Source organism: Thermorhabdus hydrogeniformans, from assembly GCF_049310025.1.
In the GTDB taxonomy this organism is placed as follows: Bacteria; Bacillota; Thermosediminibacteria; order Thermosediminibacterales; family Tepidanaerobacteraceae; genus JBJYKD01.
In genome coordinates this window covers 57,018-74,819 of sequence record NZ_JBJYKD010000006.1, presented here as the reverse complement: position 1 = coordinate 74,819, position 17,802 = coordinate 57,018, and the positions used below count along the sequence as shown (strand labels likewise).

At 47.2% G+C, this 17,802-nt stretch carries 21 protein-coding genes, 1 pseudogene and 1 riboswitch; of the genes and pseudogenes, 1 reads left to right on the top strand and 21 read right to left on the bottom strand.

The genetic code is table 11. The annotated features are described in order from the left end of the window. Position 1: 1 nt before the first annotated feature. The 18 genes from cbiT to ACKX14_RS04365 form a co-directional block, all read right to left on the bottom strand. Entirely contained in the window at positions 2-523 is a 522-nt protein-coding gene (gene cbiT / locus ACKX14_RS04450; RefSeq protein WP_422445062.1) for a precorrin-6Y C5,15-methyltransferase (decarboxylating) subunit CbiT, read from the bottom strand. A 14-nt stretch (positions 524-537) separates the two neighbouring features. Further along, positions 538-1,173: a precorrin-6y C5,15-methyltransferase (decarboxylating) subunit CbiE gene (gene cbiE / locus ACKX14_RS04445; protein WP_422445157.1), complete on the bottom strand. Its 636-nt coding sequence runs from the start codon at positions 1,171-1,173 to the stop codon at positions 538-540. 32 nt (positions 1,174-1,205) lie between these two features. Beyond that, positions 1,206-2,294 (bottom strand): cobalt-precorrin-5B (C(1))-methyltransferase CbiD, encoded by a 1,089-nt coding sequence (cbiD, locus tag ACKX14_RS04440; RefSeq protein WP_422445155.1) that lies wholly within the window; start codon positions 2,292-2,294, stop codon positions 1,206-1,208. A 17-nt stretch (positions 2,295-2,311) separates the two neighbouring features. Then, entirely contained in the window at positions 2,312-2,944 is a 633-nt protein-coding gene (locus ACKX14_RS04435) for a precorrin-8X methylmutase (RefSeq protein ID WP_422445060.1), read from the bottom strand. Beyond that, on the bottom strand, positions 2,932-3,306 hold the full coding sequence (locus ACKX14_RS04430) for a sirohydrochlorin chelatase (protein ID WP_422445058.1): 375 nt from the start codon (positions 3,304-3,306) through the stop codon (positions 2,932-2,934). Before ACKX14_RS04430 ends, ACKX14_RS04435 begins: the two co-directional genes overlap by 13 nt. Then, positions 3,303-4,682, bottom strand: coding sequence for a cobyrinic acid a,c-diamide synthase CobB (locus tag ACKX14_RS04425; protein WP_422445056.1), 1,380 nt, complete (start codon positions 4,680-4,682; stop codon positions 3,303-3,305). The genes ACKX14_RS04430 and ACKX14_RS04425 overlap by 4 nt, the downstream gene beginning before the upstream one ends. A 70-nt stretch (positions 4,683-4,752) precedes the next feature. Next, the gene (locus tag ACKX14_RS04420; RefSeq protein WP_422445054.1) at positions 4,753-5,583 is read right to left on the bottom strand and encodes an energy-coupling factor ABC transporter ATP-binding protein; all 831 of its coding nucleotides are present in this window, start codon (positions 5,581-5,583) and stop codon (positions 4,753-4,755) included. Further along, positions 5,580-6,356 carry a cobalt ECF transporter T component CbiQ gene (gene cbiQ / locus ACKX14_RS04415; RefSeq protein WP_422445052.1) on the bottom strand — a complete coding sequence of 259 codons (777 nt, stop codon included), beginning with the start codon at positions 6,354-6,356 and terminating at the stop codon, positions 5,580-5,582. The genes ACKX14_RS04420 and cbiQ overlap by 4 nt, the downstream gene beginning before the upstream one ends. Continuing rightward, positions 6,343-6,636: an energy-coupling factor ABC transporter substrate-binding protein gene (locus ACKX14_RS04410; protein WP_422445050.1), complete on the bottom strand. Its 294-nt coding sequence runs from the start codon at positions 6,634-6,636 to the stop codon at positions 6,343-6,345. Before ACKX14_RS04410 ends, cbiQ begins: the two co-directional genes overlap by 14 nt. Further along, positions 6,626-7,339, bottom strand: coding sequence for an energy-coupling factor ABC transporter permease (locus ACKX14_RS04405; protein WP_422445153.1), 714 nt, complete (start codon positions 7,337-7,339; stop codon positions 6,626-6,628). The genes ACKX14_RS04410 and ACKX14_RS04405 overlap by 11 nt, the downstream gene beginning before the upstream one ends. A 157-nt stretch (positions 7,340-7,496) precedes the next feature. Continuing rightward, a riboswitch (cobalamin riboswitch) is annotated at positions 7,497-7,682 on the bottom strand. Between the two features lie 179 nt (positions 7,683-7,861). Beyond that, positions 7,862-8,464 carry a class I SAM-dependent methyltransferase gene (locus ACKX14_RS04400; RefSeq protein WP_422445048.1) on the bottom strand — a complete coding sequence of 201 codons (603 nt, stop codon included), beginning with the start codon at positions 8,462-8,464 and terminating at the stop codon, positions 7,862-7,864. Positions 8,465-8,479: 15 nt separating this feature from the next. Next, positions 8,480-9,010 carry an ECF transporter S component gene (locus ACKX14_RS04395; protein ID WP_422445046.1) on the bottom strand — a complete coding sequence of 177 codons (531 nt, stop codon included), beginning with the start codon at positions 9,008-9,010 and terminating at the stop codon, positions 8,480-8,482. 299 nt (positions 9,011-9,309) lie between these two features. Beyond that, entirely contained in the window at positions 9,310-10,104 is a 795-nt protein-coding gene (locus ACKX14_RS04390; protein WP_422445044.1) for a P-loop NTPase, read from the bottom strand. Between the two features lie 34 nt (positions 10,105-10,138). Beyond that, positions 10,139-10,507, bottom strand: a complete 369-nt coding sequence (locus ACKX14_RS04385) for a NifB/NifX family molybdenum-iron cluster-binding protein (RefSeq protein ID WP_422445042.1) — start codon at positions 10,505-10,507, stop codon at positions 10,139-10,141. 97 nt (positions 10,508-10,604) lie between these two features. Next, complete coding sequence (locus ACKX14_RS04380) at positions 10,605-10,961, bottom strand: NifB/NifX family molybdenum-iron cluster-binding protein (protein ID WP_422445040.1); 357 nt, start codon at positions 10,959-10,961, stop codon at positions 10,605-10,607. 210 nt (positions 10,962-11,171) lie between these two features. Next, positions 11,172-11,570 carry a DUF5320 domain-containing protein gene (locus ACKX14_RS04375; RefSeq protein WP_422445038.1) on the bottom strand — a complete coding sequence of 133 codons (399 nt, stop codon included), beginning with the start codon at positions 11,568-11,570 and terminating at the stop codon, positions 11,172-11,174. Positions 11,571-11,650: 80 nt separating this feature from the next. Further along, positions 11,651-12,490, bottom strand: a complete 840-nt coding sequence (locus ACKX14_RS04370) for a P-loop NTPase (RefSeq protein ID WP_422445036.1) — start codon at positions 12,488-12,490, stop codon at positions 11,651-11,653. Between the two features lie 112 nt (positions 12,491-12,602). Then, positions 12,603-13,067, bottom strand: coding sequence for a DUF134 domain-containing protein (locus tag ACKX14_RS04365; RefSeq protein ID WP_422445034.1), 465 nt, complete (start codon positions 13,065-13,067; stop codon positions 12,603-12,605). A 240-nt stretch (positions 13,068-13,307) separates the two neighbouring features. Between ACKX14_RS04365 and ACKX14_RS04360 the strand changes: the two are divergent. Next, positions 13,308-13,640, top strand: a pseudogene (locus ACKX14_RS04360) (AAA family ATPase); the annotation flags it as partial. A gap of 833 nt (positions 13,641-14,473) precedes the next feature. Here ACKX14_RS04360 and mtnA read toward each other — a convergent pair. The 3 genes from mtnA to groES all read right to left on the bottom strand — a co-directional run bounded on the left by mtnA (position 14,474) and on the right by groES (position 17,676). Further along, positions 14,474-15,529: an S-methyl-5-thioribose-1-phosphate isomerase gene (gene mtnA, locus ACKX14_RS04355; protein WP_422445032.1), complete on the bottom strand. Its 1,056-nt coding sequence runs from the start codon at positions 15,527-15,529 to the stop codon at positions 14,474-14,476. Between the two features lie 218 nt (positions 15,530-15,747). Continuing rightward, the gene (groL, locus tag ACKX14_RS04350; protein ID WP_422445030.1) at positions 15,748-17,358 is read right to left on the bottom strand and encodes a chaperonin GroEL; all 1,611 of its coding nucleotides are present in this window, start codon (positions 17,356-17,358) and stop codon (positions 15,748-15,750) included. A gap of 33 nt (positions 17,359-17,391) precedes the next feature. Beyond that, a complete protein-coding gene (gene groES / locus ACKX14_RS04345) occupies positions 17,392-17,676 on the bottom strand; it encodes a co-chaperone GroES (protein WP_422445028.1) in 285 nt (94 codons plus the stop codon). Positions 17,677-17,802: the final 126 nt, after the last annotated feature.

Sequence of the window (17,802 nt, the reverse complement as noted above, 5' to 3'; positions counted from 1 at the left end):
ATTAAACTTTGACCGCAGTTATGATATAAACTGGATTGCGGGCTAACATCATGGTCTTGCCGCCCGCCTTTTTTGATGCGGCTATACTGACCAATATTGTTTCTACCTCAAATCCGCGGCAGGCCAAAAACTTTTGGGCGAAATATGCGGTTTCCAGGGTGATGCTGTTTACGACAATGATACCGCCCTTCGAAATTCTTTCCGTAACAATTTCAAAAATGTCCTCCATCATGTCTCCGGTGCCTCCGATGAAGACCCTGTCGGGCTCAGGCAGCTCAAGAATCACCTCGGCAGCCTCGCCGGGTACGATGATTAAATTGCCCACCCCGAAGGCACCGGCATTTTGCCTTATCAATTCCCTGGCCTCTTGTTTTTTCTCCACCGCATAGACCCGGCCTTTGTTGCAGTAAAGAGCAGCCTCTATCGAAACCGCTCCGGTCCCCGCACCGATATCCCACACTGTGCTGTCCCTTTTCAGCCTCATCTTTGAAAGGGAGATGGCTCTTATTTCCTCCTTTGTCATAGGGACATCCCCCCTCATGAAAAGATTATCGGGGATGCCGAAGGCAGATTCCCACATGTTACCACCACCACATTCATGGCAAATTCCTTCTGGCTTTTCGCCAGCTCTTCAACGGTATACTCTTCTATAGTTTCATCTTCATAAGAAAGGTTCTGCCCCACATATATTGTCCTGTTTAAAATGCCGTTCTGTTTCAAGATACCGGCTATATACCCCGGAGTGTGCCTTTCATCGGTGAGAACGACGACGGTGGCATGTTCCTTCATCTTTGACAAAAGATCCTGCTTTCTCCCGTGCAGACTTACCACCGCCAGATCCTTCATAGGTATCTTGAGCTTTGCCAGAAAATACTGGACCGAACTTATCCCAGGGATAACTTCCACCTTCTCCCTTTCCACGCACCTTAAGACCAGGTCCAGTATGCCGTAAAGGCCCGGCTCCCCGGAAGCCAGCACCACTACATTTCCTTTTCTATTCAAAATTTCTTTAAAGTCCGTTCCGGCTCCCAGAACTTTTTTCTCACAGTCTAAACCCGTAAAAAGCTCAAGATGCCTTTTTCCTCCCACCAGTACATCGGCTTTTCCTATCCTCTGAAGAGCCGCCGGGGTTATGTATTCGGGAGCCCCGGGACCCATCCCCACAACGGTCACCAACTGTCATCCCCCCCGTCTAAGCGGTGAATTTAATCCCCTGCACCGGCTAAAAGGCCTCTTTTTAGCGAAAAAAGTCTGACCTTTACATTCAATCTATCACCGGTGTACCACCTGCATTTATCAACGATCCTCCCGGCTATAAACCGGGCAAACTCTCCTGTGTCGATGCCCGCCTTCTCCACGATGTCCAGCGCTTCTTCAGTAGTACCGGAATTTAATATTTCGGCCGCCACCTCTTTTCCCGAACCGAAATACGCCGCATAGGCCGCCATTATTTCCGCCCGAGCGTCGGCCACCCGACCGGCGGTGTTAAATATCCCTGCCGCAACCTTTACAAGCTTGCCTATATCTCCTATGAGGTACACATCTTTAAATCCGTATTCCAACGCCTTTTCCAGCACGAAGCCCAGGAAATTGCCGTAACGTACGATTAACCTTTCATCCACACCGCTTTTTACGGCGAAATTTTTGCCGTAATTGCCGGGGGTGAGCACCACTTCACTCCGGCCTTGAGACGAAAGCATCGAGAGTTCGAGGGCCAGAGTTTCCTTCAGGGCTTCAGCAGACATGGGCTCCACTATACCGGTAGTGCCAATAATGGAAAGCCCTCCCGTGATACCCAACTTTGGGTTAAAGGTTTTTCTGGCGATGTCTTCGCCTCCGGGTATGCTGAGGGTGATCTTAACCCCGCAACCTTCGGGCAGCACCTTTTTTACTTCATTTTTTATCATGGCCATAGGCACAGGGTTTATAGCAGGTTCGCCGGGCTTAACCCTGAGCCCGGGTCTGGTGACTGTTCCGATGCCTTCGCCTGCGGTTACTGCTATATCACTGCCCGTCATTTTTTCAGCCTTCGAATAAACAATGAGGCCGCTGGTTACATCGGGGTCGTCTCCGCCGTCCTTTTTTATGCCGCATTTCACCCACCCGTCACCCTTTTCCCAGCGCTCTATTTTAAGTCGCAGCGGTAACCCTTTTGGCGTATCAATGTCCACAATCCGGGGGAAGGTTCCGTAAAAAAGTCCAAATACGGCTGCCTTTGAAGCGGCTGCGGCACATGACCCGGTGGTATATCCACAGCGCAGCTTTTTTCCTTCTTTGACTATATACATTTCCATGGCTTTCACCCGACCTTTTATTCTCCCAGCATATATAAAAGCGCATTTACAACAGCCGCCGCCACGGTGCTGCCGCCCTTCCTGCCGCATGTTATTATGTGCGGAACATCCAGGTTCGATAGGGCATCTTTAGACTCGCCGGCGCCTACAAAGCCCACCGGAACACCTATAACCAAAGCCGGGCTTAAAGTCCCCTTTTTTACGAGTTCCACCAGCTTAAAAAGCGCCGTCGGTGCATTGCCAATCGCAAATATCCTGTTATCTTTATTCCCTGCGGCCATTATTATGGAAGCCATGGCCCTTGTAATTCCAAGTTCCCGGGAAATCCTGGCCGCATCCGGGTGGTCTATATAACATCCCACCTCACAGCCTGCAGCTTTCAGTGCCCTTTTGTTTATCCCCGCTTCAGTCATCCGGGTATCGGTGATTATCCTGCACCCTTTTCTAAGGGCGTTAAGCCCCTCATCTACCGCCTCTTTAGAAAACTTAAGAATTCGTGCGTACTCAAAATCTGCGGTGGCGTGAATTACCCTTTTGACAACGGCCAATTCCTTATCATCAAAATTCGCCCTGTCAATGCAACTTTCGATTATTTCAAAACTCTTTTTTTCTATCACTCGGGGGTCTTTGATATACTCTAAATCTCCCACTGCTCGCCCTCCGCCCTTTCCGTGATGATGTCGACGATTCTTTCATCATAACCTATGGGCTTTGCCAGCGAAATCCTGAAATCCGGGTGAGCCTCTTTCGCCTTTTTAAGCTCTTGTGGTATATCGTGAATTATATGATTCCCCTCAAACAAAAACATCGGCACGGTCACGATATCCTTAATTCCATCTTTATATAATCCTTCTATCGCTTCTTTTATACCGGGCCTGTTAAATTGTAGAAAAGCCACCCTTACATCGTCGTATATATTTTTAAACTTAATCCTTTCCCTCACTTTAAATATCACGTCTTGAGTTCCTTCTGCTTTGCTGCCATGAGCCAGCACCAATAAAGCTCTTTTCATCCGCCACACCTCTTGTTTGAATATTCAATACAGGCTTTAACAAAATTTTCCACAAGCTGCGGATATGCGAAAAAATCAATGTGGACATAGGTGGCAAGGCAATTTTTGTAGACCGGACCGCACCTCCACTCTTCCTTCTTCCCCGGCTTTTTGACACTGTAGCTGGGGTTTTTTAAACAACCCATCATTTCCGAATGATGAAATTCATGCCCTCTCAGAACCTCTCCCCGTCTTGCCAGCACATTATCCGATATCAGCTCGGCCTCAACATACCCGAAGTGTTTCAGCCCCCTGGTCATAACAGCCTCCACATCGTAAACACCCGCCATGGGGTAACTTCTGTTCTCCAAATCCCGGATGCCTTTTGCCAGATACATGAATCCCCCGCACTCGGCATAGGTGGGAAGGCCAGCTTCAACGGCATCTTTTACGGATTCCTTCATAGAACGATTCCTGCTCAGAGCTTCGGCAAACATCTCGGGAAAACCCCCGCCCAGGTAAAGCCCCGAAACGCCTTCGGGAAGGCCGGAGTCCTTTAAGGGGCTGAAGGGAACCAGTTCCGCTCCCATTTCTTCGAAGAGCTCAAGACCGGCGCGGTAATAGAAATTGAAAGCCTCATCCATGGCTATGGCGATTTTCACCTTACCTTTATTTACAACGGGATTGTAATTTTGGTCATCGAAATTCACCAGCCCCGCTTTTTCCGCCGCTTTTAAAATCATATCCAGGTCTATGTGCTTTTCCACGTGTTCGCACAGCCTTTGAAATTTTTCTTCCAGCCCTTTCATCTCACAAGCGGGCACAAGCCCCAGGTGGCGTTCGGGCAGGGACAGGTTTAAATCTTTCGGAATGAACCCGACGACGGGAACTCCCGTATCTTTTTCGATGCATTCTTTCAGTAGTTCATAGTGTTTCTGACCTCCCACCTTATTCAGTATAACCCCGGCGAAATTCACATCGCGGTCGAAATCCCTGTAACCCAAAACCATGGCGGAGGCGCTTTTTGCCATGCCGGCAGCATCCACCACCATGAAAACCGGAAGCCCCAGCAACCTGGCCACATGGGCACTGCTCCCGAAACCGGTGGAATCTCGGCCATCAAAAAATCCCATGACACCTTCCACCACCGCAATGTCCCCTTTGCGTGATTTTTCCCTGTACAGGGCTTTAAGTCTTTTCTCACCGAGCATGTAAAGGTCCAGATTGTACGAGAAATGGCCGCAAGCAAATCTGTGATAGGCCGCATCTATGTAATCGGGCCCCACCTTAAAGGGGATTACCCTGTACTTTTTCGATAAAACACCCATTAAACCCAGACTCACGGTGGTTTTACCCGAGCCGCTGTGAGTTCCGGCAATCATTATGCCCCTGCCCACAAAAAATCTTCCTTTCGCAAAAATTTCTTTTTTCGACCCGCTACCCTACGGCGGGCAACAAAATTTACGCTCACCGGGTCTGCAAACCTTCCTTCAATTCGCCGACGCTTCTCGGCAATCTGCAGCTCAAGAGACCCTTTTCCCTTAAAACCAATGAAATTTCCAGCAGCAACGGTTTTTTTAAATCCGCCGCTTTGAGCAGTGCATCATTTTGAAAAACCTCCAGGGGAGTTCCCGAGTCTATAACCATACCGTCTTTCATGACAAATATGCGGTCCGCCCAGGAATAAGCCAGGTTCACATCATGGGTTGACAGGATGATCTGTTTCCCTTCTTGATATAACTTTTCAATTATTTCTATAAGTTTCTCCGAATGCTTCGGGTCCAGATAGGCTGTAGGCTCATCAAATATGATTACTTCGGGCTCCATGGACAGCACATCGGCAATGGTCGCCCTTTTCTTCTGGCCATAGCTTAAAAAGTGTACCGGCCTGTCTTTTAACTCCTCAATTTCCGTGGCTTTTAATGCCTCTTCCACCTTCCTTTTAACCTCGGAAAATGGGAGATTCAAGTTCACGGGCCCGAAGGAAACCTCCTGAAACACGCTCCCGGCCAAAAGCTGGGTATCCGGATCTTGAAATACGATGCCTACATTTTTTCTCAATTTCGCAAGAAAAGAACGGGTATATCTTATCTCCTCACCCTTGTAAAACACCCTGCCCCTCTTAGGCCTTAAAATCCCGTTGAAGTGGAGGAACAGCGTGGATTTTCCGGCTCCATTGGGGCCCAGAACCGCTATCCTCTTTCCCTTTTCTATTGCCATCGAAACGCCTTTTAATGCCATGATGCCGCCGGGATACTCAAAATCCACATCTTTCATCTCCAGGATGTATTTGCTCATTTAAAAAGACCTCCGGTTAAAAATGCAATCAATAAGAGTGCCATTTCGGCTGCCGCAATTAAAAGGATATTTTTTGGGCGGATGCGATAATCATTTTCCGGCACATTAAGCTCCCCGTCATAGCATCTTGCTGCAAGCGCCGTATAGAATTTTTCGGCATCGTCATACGCTCTGATGAAGAGTGCCGATGAAAGCATGCTTAGAGAAGAAAAAGTTGATTTTAAAGATGCGTATCCCAGCCGGGAATTCTGCGATACATATATCCTGCCGGCAGTTTCCAGAAGAACGAACAGATATTTATACATCAGGTGCATGAGCTCCAGAAAAATCACCGGTAGCTTCAACCTTTTCAGTACCATCATAAGGTCCGGCACGGGTGTTGTTAGCGCAAGAAAATACACGCAGGAAACGAGGCCTATGGACCTGAAAAACAACAACCCCGCCGTCTTCAAACCCCCGTATGTCACGCCGATTCTCATGTTGAACACCGCAAAATCCATCAACATATCACTTCCGGCAGGCAATACATTTATCACTACGGCCGGAATGCTGATTAAAAGAAAAAATATCGGGGGAAAAAGAATTTTTAAATAAACCCTGACCGGAATCTTTGCTTTAAATACCAGCACCGCCGCAACAATGAAAATAACCGCCATATTTACATATATATTGGGAACAAAGCAGAGCACCCCGGAGATAAAAGCAAAAGCCAGTTTCTCCCCCGGATGCACACTTTTAAGTCTGTTATTATATGCAAAATTATCTATCAGCATTTTTCCTCGCCTTTAACTGACCGAAATAGTAACCTATGAACCCCGCCCCTATGGCAGCTTGAAGGGCAAACAAAAGGCTTTCTATCTCGCCGCTGGGAGGCTCCCATAGTGGTTTAAACCACGGCTGGTAACCGGATTTTACCGCAAGGATGACTTCCTCCGCCTTGCCATCGGCACCTCCGAACTCAGCGCCTTTTAATATAAACAGCGGAAAGACTGCAAGTAGTATTACAAGCAGAGCAAGAAATAAATTTTTTAGTAAAAGGTCTTTACTCTTCATAACGACCCTCCCCTGAAATCACCGAAAGTCCGGTAAGCATATCCTCGTTATACGCAGACAGCAGGTTTATCACCATCACGGTCAAAAGCCCTTCACTTATGGCCAGGGGCACCTGGGTAACCGCAAATATTGCCATAAACTTCATAAAGGATACGGCAAATCCGCCGGTATCGGCCGGAAATGCCAGAGCCAGCTGGAAAGATGTGGTCACATAAGTAAATAAATCTCCCAGAGCGGCTGCCAGGAAAACCGAAAGCCGTCCAGACCGGCCCATCTTTTTTATGCTCCGGTAGACTATATATGATACAAAAGGCCCCACCACCGCCATGGAAAAAATGTTTGCTCCAAGAGTTGTTATACCGCCATGGGCTAAAAGTAATGCCTGGAAGAGAAGAATAATACTTCCCAGCACGCTCATGGCCCACGGCCCGAACAGGATGGCTCCCAGGCCCACTCCGGTCGGGTGGGAACAGCTGCCCGTCACCGATGGGAGCTTAAGTGCAGATAGCACAAAGGCGAAAGCCCCGGCAAAACCCAGGAGCATTTTCAATTTAGGGTTTTTATTTACCAACTTTCTTATGGAGATTAAACCGAGTATAATAAACGGGAGTGCCAGTAAATCCCAGACAATGGCCCACTTTAATGGTAAAAACCCCTCCGTTATGTGCATGGCAAAAACCTGCCGCGGTAAAAACCACAGCATTAAAGCAGCTGCAAATACTTTTTTAATCAAAATCGTTACCTCCCTCTTTTGAATAATCTTCATCAGCTATAACGAAAAACCCCTTAACTACGAAAAGTTAAGGGGTTTTATGTCGAGTTGAAATGCACATCAACACACCTCCCTATCTCTCGTAGGTGAGTGTATCCGGATGCAGGCAGGTCTCCTGGCTCAGGTTCATCGCCGCCTTATGCCTTCCCGGTTTCCCAGTGGCGTATTATAAGGCGGCTCACCTTCACAGTGGCGGGACCGCGCGGGATTTTCACCCGACTTCCCTTTTAAGTTTAATCCTGAGGATTAAAACACCTGCATCTCAAATATTCTATTTAAACTTTCACGCCGTTGATGCAGCACCAGCGAATGATTAAAACGTAATGACTTGCTTTTTAAAGACACTTTAATTATCTATCATTTTTAATTTATTATACTAAATTCTGGTTAAAAAAGCAATAAGCAGGGTTTCGCATGCAATCCGGCAAAAATCTTATCTATTTAGCCATCTTCTTATCCTTTAATACCTATAATCACATATTTTTCTTCATCATCTATTACAGTTTCCACTTTTAACCCGGCCGACTGCATATAGGCCGCCACCTGCAGGCCGGCGGGCAGAATGTCCGAAGATACGGCTTTATCTAGAGACCGGTGCAGGCCGTTTATCTTTTCCCTGCTTTCGGAATGGCATATGATGAGCTTGCCTTTAGGATTTAACAGGGAGGTCATTTTTTTAATGCTTTGTTCTTTGTCGGAAAAATGCGGGAAGGAAGAATAACATATTATAAAGTCAAAGGAATCGCGGGAATTATAATTCATAATGTCTCCAGCGACAAAATCCACATTCGGAAAGTCTCTTTCCGGAAATTTTTCCCTGGCCCTTTCCACCATTTTTTCCGCGATGTCAAGGCCCACAATGCGGCCGGAGCGCCCTATTTTTTCAATTATATAAGGAACCAGCACTCCGGTGCCACACCCCACATCTAAAACACAGGCACCTTCTGATAAATTTATCAGATTTATTATTTCCGCCAACTTGAACGGATCATGTGTTACTTTATTGTCCCACTCAGAAGCCAAATTGTTAAAAAAATCTCTCTGAGTCAACACCATTTTTATCACATTCCTTTAAATTTTATGCGGTTCATTTTTCCTGCTGCCGGTTACAATCAACTTTACGAGGATCGGTAAAAGAATTAATTGAATGGCTATTCCGGGCAGCGCCACCACAAAAAGCCCGTAAGTAAATTTTACAAAATTAAAGGTTTTGCCCATGATAACGGCAGCGATAATCCAGTTGCCTACAATAGATACAAATCTCCCGGCAAGCATTGATGTTATCAAAGACGGATAGATTCCCAGCCTGAGTTTATTATAAGCTACAGACGCAACGAACCCGTATGTAAAAAGTTCTGCCATCATACCAAACACCCCCGGCACCGGCGGCATGGAGGTAAACAGGAAGCTCAGGAAGGGGGTAATTAGTCCTACGGCTCCGGCGAATTGCCAGGGCAGCATAAAACCGCCCAAAAGTACCGGCAGGTGCATGGGCAAAAAGATTTGCCCTCCCATCTTAAAAGAGTGAAAAGCTATAGGTAAAAGGATACCGATGGCTATCAGCAAACCGGAAGTGGCAAGATTATAATTTTTTGATGGCATTTGAGATACCTCCTGATGATTTTATTATTTCAAGGCATACACAAAAAACTTTGATAAAACAAAAGACCATGAAGCCCTGACGGATTCATCCGCCATAGACCTTCATGGTCATGCTTTCGTATCTTCATGATACCTGCTTTCGTTTTTATTATATGATATTGTCTATTTTCTTGTCAATCTTTTCTATGAGGTTTAATTAAACTGGCAGGATTGCGGACCTTTTCTGAAAGCCTGTTTAAGTCAATCTTATTTATGACATTTAATTAAATCCGTATTATTTAGAGCCATGACTATATCCCTCAAAACCTCCGCCGGTCCTGAGGAATTACAACGCCGAAAGGGATTCCGAGTTCCCTGACAACTCCTGCGGCCAGCTTCAGGTCGTTTAGCCCGAAGGGCGTGGGTTCGGTCACCAGCACGCAGTAATCGGCTCCGGATACAGCATTTATCATGGGGCACGACGTGCCGGGAGGCGAGTCGATTATAACAACTCTTAGATTTTTATCTTCGAGGCAAGCCTCGAAGTTATTTAAACGGTAGATTTGATGAAACTTTGTGCGGCATCCATCTTGCCTGCTTGCGGGCAGATTTTCTGCCGCAGTCGTTATAACCACAGGGCCGCTTTTAATCCTGCTTTTCACTTTCTTGATTACCGGTGGAGCCAGAACCGAGCCAATGGAAAGGGTCCCCTGGATAAATTCCATACCTCTGGCAGTTCCCCGTTCCACAAACCCTATTTCCTTATGAATTTCCGTTATGGCTCCGGGAGGACAGAGCAGGCTGCATCCCCCGCAGCCGTGGCAGAGTTCTTCAAATACCAGTATCTGTTTGCCCAGGTCGGCCAGGGCATGATAGGCGCATATTTTGGTGCAAATTCCGCAGTGGGTGCATTTATCGGAATCTATGGAAGGCACCGGCAGGGTAACAGGCTCCTTTTCGGTAAATTCAGGCATAAGGAAAATATGGGCATTGGGCTCTTCCACATCGCAGTCCAGTAATGCCACCGGCATATCATCTTTTAATGAAAAGGCAAGATTTACGGCCACCGTGGTCTTCCCTGTGCCGCCTTTCCCGCTGGCAATGGCAATTATCATGACTTCACCGCCATTTGGAAAATAATCTTGTGCGTCAGTGGGAGCAATGCCCGCTGTGATCTCCTTCTCCGTGATCGCACAGATTGCCGCCGCCCGCCATATTCCCTTTGAGATATTCCCGTATCACATCGTCCACCCGGCCGGATACACCGGTTATGGTTGCAATTTTATTCTGGGCAAACAGTTCCCGAGCCCTTGGGCCCATGCCCCCGGCTATAATGCAGTTAACCCCTAATTCTGCCAGATACCCGGGCAGGAAGCCGGGCTGGTGACCCGGATTTTCAATTACCAATTTCGAGTTTATCCTGTTTTGCTTTTCGTCCACATCATATATGGTATACTGGGGACAGTGCCCGAAATGGGCCGAAACCATATTCCCATCGGTGGCTATGGCTATCTTCATGATAAAATTCCTCCAAATCTATAGATTGATTAATATGAGTGTGGAACTTAGTGTAGAAAGTCGCTCTTCTGCCGGAAATGGTTCACTTTTTGTCGTTTTACATATGCGGTGTTGTCGTGGGGCCAGAAGCCATGCTCAATTTGCCTTCTCTATAATATTCCACGGCTTCTCTGACGCTCATAGAATTGGTGGTAAATACTTTTATTCCGGATTCCGTCAATACCCTCATGGCGTTGGGGCCCACATTCCCCGTTATAAGGGCGGAAACCCCCTTATCAACTATGAACTGGGCTACCTGAACACCCGTGCCATGGGTGCCGCCCGTATATTCATTTTCCATGGCTTCAAATTCCTCAGTATCCGGGTCAACAAAAATAAAATACCTGCAGCGCCCGAATCTCTCATCCACCATGGAATCCAGATCACTGCCTGTGGATGTAATCGCAACTTTCATTCTCAGTCCCCCGCTTAGTTTAATTTTGGGTTATCCCTTTCTTTATCCAAAAATGCCCTCTCTTTTTTTCGCCAGAAGAAAGTTAGATATTCTGTTTTGATTGTGATATAATAGATTTGAGCTATAATATAATTTTTTATCGATAATCATCCTACTTTACAAAGTCCGGCAGGGGCAGGCCGCCACCCGCCCCCTGCCGGTAAGCTCATTTTATTCCCGGCCTTTTTCTTCATCAAGGCCTTCTTTTTTTGCCCTTTTGAGCTGTTCCAGTCTCTCTTCTATTTCTTTTAGCTGCTCTCTTAAGATTTCGGCCTCTCGGGAAAGGACCTCTGTCTCATACTTTTGTTCATCCCCGGCGGCAGGATATACCGCTGCGGGACCATATAGGTAGTATCCCCTTGCCCAGAACGGCAGACCCGTGGCATAGTAGCGCCGCCTCCATCCGCGGCCGGCACCAAACCCGAGGCCAAGTCCATAACCTGCCGCTCTCGGCCAGAATCTCCCGACAGGGTTCATATAGCCCGGTACCGGAAAACCGGCGCAGAAACCTGCGGCTCTGCCAGTCATGGGGCCGAACCCCATGGGGCCCGTTCCATCGCCTCTCGGCATGTTTTTCACCTCCTTTCTGTGATCGTAAATACTAAGTCCGCTGCCGGAGGTGTCGGGCCATCTCCGACAGTCAAGTAGTTTTATTTCTTTTTAAGACGTTCCAGATCTTTTACCCATTCTCCCATACGCTTTATCTCATCGCTATTGTACATTTCTATTTTGCCGCTGTCGCACAATTCCGTGAGCCTGTGGTCCACCGGCAGGGAACCTAGATATGGAATCTGCACCTGCTCTGCAGCTTCCTTTCCGCGGCTTTCACCGAATACTTTTATCTTTTCGCCGCATTTGGGGCAAACCAGGTAACTGTAATTCTCCACAAGGCCCAATACGGGAACGCCCATCATCCGGGTCATTTTTATGGCCTTTTTCACTACCATCATAACCAGATCCTGAGGCGATGAGACGATTACCAGTGCGTCCACGGGTAAAGACTGCATGACGGTAAGCGGTGCGTCCCCGGTGCCAGGAGGAAGGTCAATGAGCAAAAAGTCAAGGTCTCCCCAAATCACATCGCTCCAGAACTGTTTTACTGCGTTTGCAATAAGCGGACCTCTCCAGATGACAGGGTCATCTTCATTATCCAGCAATAGATTCAGCGACATTATCCGAATTCCCGAGGAGCTTTCGGGCGGCATCAGGCCGAAACCTATATTCTCGGGGCGCTTTTTTACGCCGAACATCCTGGGTATGCTGGGGCCGGTGATATCGGCATCAAGGATGCCCACTTTGTAGCCTTCCCTCTGCAGGCTTACAGCCAGAAGCCCGGTTACGGTGGACTTGCCTACACCGCCTTTCCCGCTCATGACAGCTATCACGTTTTTTATGCGGTTTAATTCACCTGCAGGGATTTTGTCTACCTCCGGAGCATTATTGGCTGTTTTGACCCCATCTTTCTGTGCATCAGCTTCATTTTGATTCATCAAATACACCCTTTCTTTTTTGATTATGAGCACATTCAAACCGCATATGCGGCAACAGCATATGATAAAAATGTCAGGCTCATTCGGCAGATTAACCGCCTTTTGCCCAGGGTTAATCTACATAATCAAACGGCCCTCTTCGCCGGCGGCCATGGCACCATCCCCGGTGATTTCCTGCTGGAACCCACTCTCTGCTGTGACATTCGGGGCATTCGTAGTCCTGATTCATATCGGGCTTCCCGCTCTCACGCCAGACATGCCCGCATCTTTTGCATCTTACCGGCCACGATATTCTGAAATTTCCTCCTTCTATTCTGATGGCCTTTCCTTTTACAAGGGCTTCGGCCACTTTGCTGCGGGCCGAATTTATTATCCTGAAGAAGGTGGGCCTGGAAATGCCCATCCTCGCGGCACATTCTTCCTGCTCCAGCCCCTCCTGATCCTTTAATCGAATGGCTTCCAGTTCTTCCACCGTCAGGATAACTTCTTCCAGCTGCCGGAGCGGCACACCCGCTGGCTTAAAATATGTTATGTCGGGCAAAAACTCCACTCTGCGCCATTTGGGTGGTCTCGGCACTCTTTCTCTCCTCTCTTGTTATGGTCTTATGTTCATAACCTCCAGTTTTATTATAGTAATATTATGAGCATATGTCAATAACAATATTCGATTAAAAATACTTTTCAAAACTTAACTTGCCTGATATTAAAAGTCTTTTTTATAATCAACTTCATGAAAATATATTAAAAACGTACGGTTATCTTTATTTTTTTCCTGGAAATGCTATACTCGAGAAAATAGGAATCGAGGTGAAAACCCTTGAAAAAGATTCCTTACGGCATTTCCAACTTTAAAATTTTAAGAAAAGAAAATTATTTGTATGTCGACAAGACAAAATACATAGAAGTGCTGGAAAACTATGCTCCATATCAGTTTTTTATAAGGCCCCGAAGGTTCGGCAAAAGCCTTTTTATATCCATGCTGGAAAGTTACTATGATGTAAATTCCCAAAAGGAATTTAACGAGCTTTTCGGAGACCTGTATATAGGGAAGCACCCCACCCCGAAGAAAAACAGCTACCTCATATTTAAAGTAAGCTTTGCAGGCATTGATACCAGCTCCGGCGAGAAAAAGTTAAAGGAGAGCTTTAATTATTGGTTTTACACAAAAAGAATTTATTAAACCGGGTTATACTATCAATACCCAATTATGTTATCAAAACGGTTTACTGGGAAAGGTTTTACGAGAATTTGCAGAGAGGTCTAAATTTAGACAATAACCGGCTCGTAAATGCTGTAGCTCTTCACGCAAGAAGGCCTTAAACAGCTGAAAAGATATATAGATAGCCTGAAGGCCCGGGAAAGGCTCAAGGAAGAAACATTAAAGAAAGTTCTCATACTTGTAGTAGGTAAAAAAGATGTTTACTATCAATATAATTGATTATATCAAGGGCTGTCCACTTTTATGATGCAATAAACATTTCAATATCAAAAATAAGGAGGATTTTAAAATCCTCCCTAAAAAAAGTTCCTACACTAATTCCCGTTTTTCTAACCATGGCATCATAGCCCGAAGTTGGTCACCAACTTTTTCAATCAGGTGTTCTTTAGCTCTATTTTTCATAGCTGTATATTTAGTGTATATTTAGGCTGGCCTTTTGTTCTCTCATCCATGGGATTAGTTCTTGCAAATCCTGTTGCTGGTTGATTTTTGCAACCACTTCCCGGAGGGCTTCTTCTTGTTCTCAATATAAATTTTACCAGAGTAGAAAAAAGAGAGAGAACGATATGGTTTTAAAGGACGAAATGGACGGTTTTCTGATGCTCGGGTTAAAAGTGCCACCTGTAATGAAAGAAAAAAAGCCTTTCAAAAAAGTGAAGACGCGACGGTTGCCGCACGCCTCAAGAACTCTGCCTTGCGGGCAGGAATATACGCGAGGTCGAAAGAGCAGTCAACACGTTGTCCTTCACTTGCCTTTAAATATATCAGCTTTTAGTATGGCAGTATTTCAATTTCATAATATTCTCCATAAACGGCGGTTTAATAATGCCCTTTTCCGTTATTATTCCGGTTATGTTTTCGGCAGGAGTTACGTCGAAGGCGGGGTTGTATACTTCAACGCCTTGCGGCGCGATTCTCACTTCGCCAATATGGGTCACCTCGCGGGAGTCCCTTTCCTCAATGATTATTTCCCCGCCGCTTTCTATGTCAAAATCTATGGTGGAGGTGGGGGCAACCACATAAAAGGGCACTTTGAAGTCTTTTGCCATCTGGGAAACCATGAAGGTCCCTATCTTGTTGGCGGTATCTCCATTCAAAGCAATTCTGTCGGCACCCACCAGGATCACATCTATTTTCCCGTCTCTTATAAGCACCGGGGCGACGCTGTCGGGTATTAAGGTAACGGGGATGCCTTCCTGCACCAGTTCCCAGGCGGTAAGCCTCGCCCCCTGGAGCCGCGGCCGGGTTTCGTCGGCAAAAACCCTTATCTTTTTTCCGGAATAGTGAGCCTCCCGTATCACCCCCAGGGCTGTCCCGTAACCCACTGTGGCCAGGGCTCCCGTGTTGCAGTGGGTGAGAATGGTTGCCTGCTCGGGGATAACACTGTTACCGTGCCTTGCCATTGCGAGGTTTGTCTCTACATCCTCCCCAAATATGGTGTCGGCCTCGTTTTTCAAGGCTTCATATATTTCTTTGTTGGACTTTCCGGCGTTTTTTTCTATGACGCTTTCCATCCTCCTTACGGCCCACATAAGGTTCACGGCCGTGGGCCGCGCATTCCCTATAAAGTCGGCGCTTTCCTTTAGCTTTTTCAAAAACTCTTCCCGTGGAAGGCCCATACTTTCCCCGGCGGCCAGCACTATGCCGTAAGCCCCGGCAACCCCGATGGCCGGCGCCCCCCGCACCACCATATCTCTTATGGCAAACTCCACATCTCTGCAAGTCCTGCATTCGAAAATACTGAGCTTTTCCGGCAGCTTCCGCTGGTCAATCAACTTCAGGACTCCATCCCTGAACTCAATGGACTTTATCCCTTTCATTTGGTTAAAGCCTCCTTCATAAATTTGAGTATTTTGATGTCTTGGAGTTTACAAACCGCAAAGCAAATTTCTTTTACTCCCTTTTCCGGCTGCCTCGGAAAGGGCCGGCCAAACCCTGCCACATTCCGGACGCCGGAAGTCAGAAGTATATTGGAACCGCATTAATTATATCAAAAAAAGACCCGCGAATCTCGCGGGTCTTCGATTGTTTATTAATATTAATACATATCAGAAGGGGGCATTGGTGGATTCTTTTCTTTCTCAGGGATGTCTGCCACCACGGCTTCGGTGGTCAGCACCATGGCCGCTACGCTGGCCGCATTCTGCAGAGTAGATCTGGTAACTTTTGTGGGATCCACGATACCCTTCTTTATCATGTCGCCGTACTCTTCGCGGAGTGCGTCGAATCCAATACCTTTTTCGCTGGATTTCAGTTTCTCAACCACAATGGAGCCTTCGATTCCGGCATTGAAGGCGATCTGCCTTACGGGCTCTTCCAGCGCCCTCCTGATTATCTCAACGCCAACCTTTTCGTCACCTTCGACATTTAACCTGTCAAGGGCGGGAAGGGCGTTGATGAAAGCGGTGCCGCCGCCGGGTACGATACCCTCTTCCACGGCTGCCCTGGTTGCAGAAAGGGCGTCTTCAATGCGGTGCTTCTTCTCTTTGAGCTCCGTCTCGGTGGCAGCGCCCACCTGAATCACGGCTACGCCGCCTGCAAGTTTGGCAAGTCTTTCCTGAAGTTTTTCACGGTCAAAATCCGAAGTGGTTTCTTCAATCTGGGCTTTGATGGCGTTGATGCGTTTCTTAATGGCCTCTTTGTCTCCGGCTCCGTCGACAATGGTGGTGTTTTCCTTGTCGACCCTTACCTGCCTTGCCTTGCCGAGCATGTCGATGGTCGCGCTCTTGATATCAATACCCAGTTCTTCGGAAATTACCTGGCCGCCGGTGAGAATCGCTATATCTTCCAGCATGGCCTTTCTTCTGTCACCAAAGCCGGGAGCTTTTACCGCTACGCTGGTAAGGGTGCCGCGCAACTTGTTGACAACGAGCGTGGCCAGCGCTTCTCCTTCCACGTCCTCGGCGATAATCAGCAATTTCTTGCCCTGCTGCACCACTTTTTCGAGGATGGGCAGGAGGTCTTGAACATTAGAAAGCTTCTTGTCAGTAATCAGGATATACGGCTCGTCGAGAACAGCCTCCATTTTTTCGGTATCGGTTACCATGTAGGGGGATATGTAACCCCTGTCAAATTCCATGCCTTCGACCACTTCCAGGGTGGTGCCCATGGTCTTGGATTCTTCAACGGTGATGACTCCGTCTTTTCCTACCTTTTCCATGGCTTCGGCGATGAGTTCGCCTATCTCTTCGTCGGCAGCGGAAATGGACGCCACCTGCGCAATGGCTTCTTTGGTTTCGACAGGCTTGCTGAAGGTTTTAATCTCCTCCACCACAGCCTTTACTGCCTTTTCAATACCTTTCTTTATCAACATCGGGTTGGCGCCTGCCACCACGTTCTTCATGCCTTCATGGATGATGGCCTGGGCCAGCAATGTAGCGGTAGTGGTGCCGTCGCCGGCCACGTCCTGGGTCTTGGTGGCCACCTCCTTAATCAGCTGTGCTCCCATGTTCTCGAAGGGGTCTTCCAGTTCGATTTCCCTGGCTATGGTTACACCGTCATTGGTGATGGTGGGCGTTCCAAACTTCTTGTCCAGTACCACGTTGCGGCCTTTCGGTCCGAGCGTAACTTTTACAGTATCGGCCAGTTTGTCAATGCCTTTTAATAGCGCCCTGCGGGCATCTTCATCAAATTTAATTTGCTTTGCCATTCAAAATCCCTCCTCCTCTAAATCAATCTTAGATTATTCTATTATGGCAAGGACATCGCTCTGCCTCAAAATGAGATATTCCTGATCATCGATTTTTACTTCGGTGCCGGCGTATTTGGAGTAAATTATCTTGTCCCCGACTTTTACTTCCAGGGGCACCTTCTTGCCATCGATGATTTCGCCGGTGCCTACAGCTATGACTTCACCTTTCTGGGGTTTTTCCTTGGCTGTATCGGGCAATACTATACCGCCCTTTGTTTTCTCCTCTTTTTCCAGCACCTTGATGACAATGCGATCGCCCAACGGCTTGATGTTCATTTATACCCCTCCTTTTGTTGATTTTCACTTTGTTAGCACTCGTTTTAGGTGAGTGCTAATTCCAAATTATATCTTATACAAAGCTTTATTCAAAATCAATTCTTTTGTGCCGGATTTTCCCAGAAA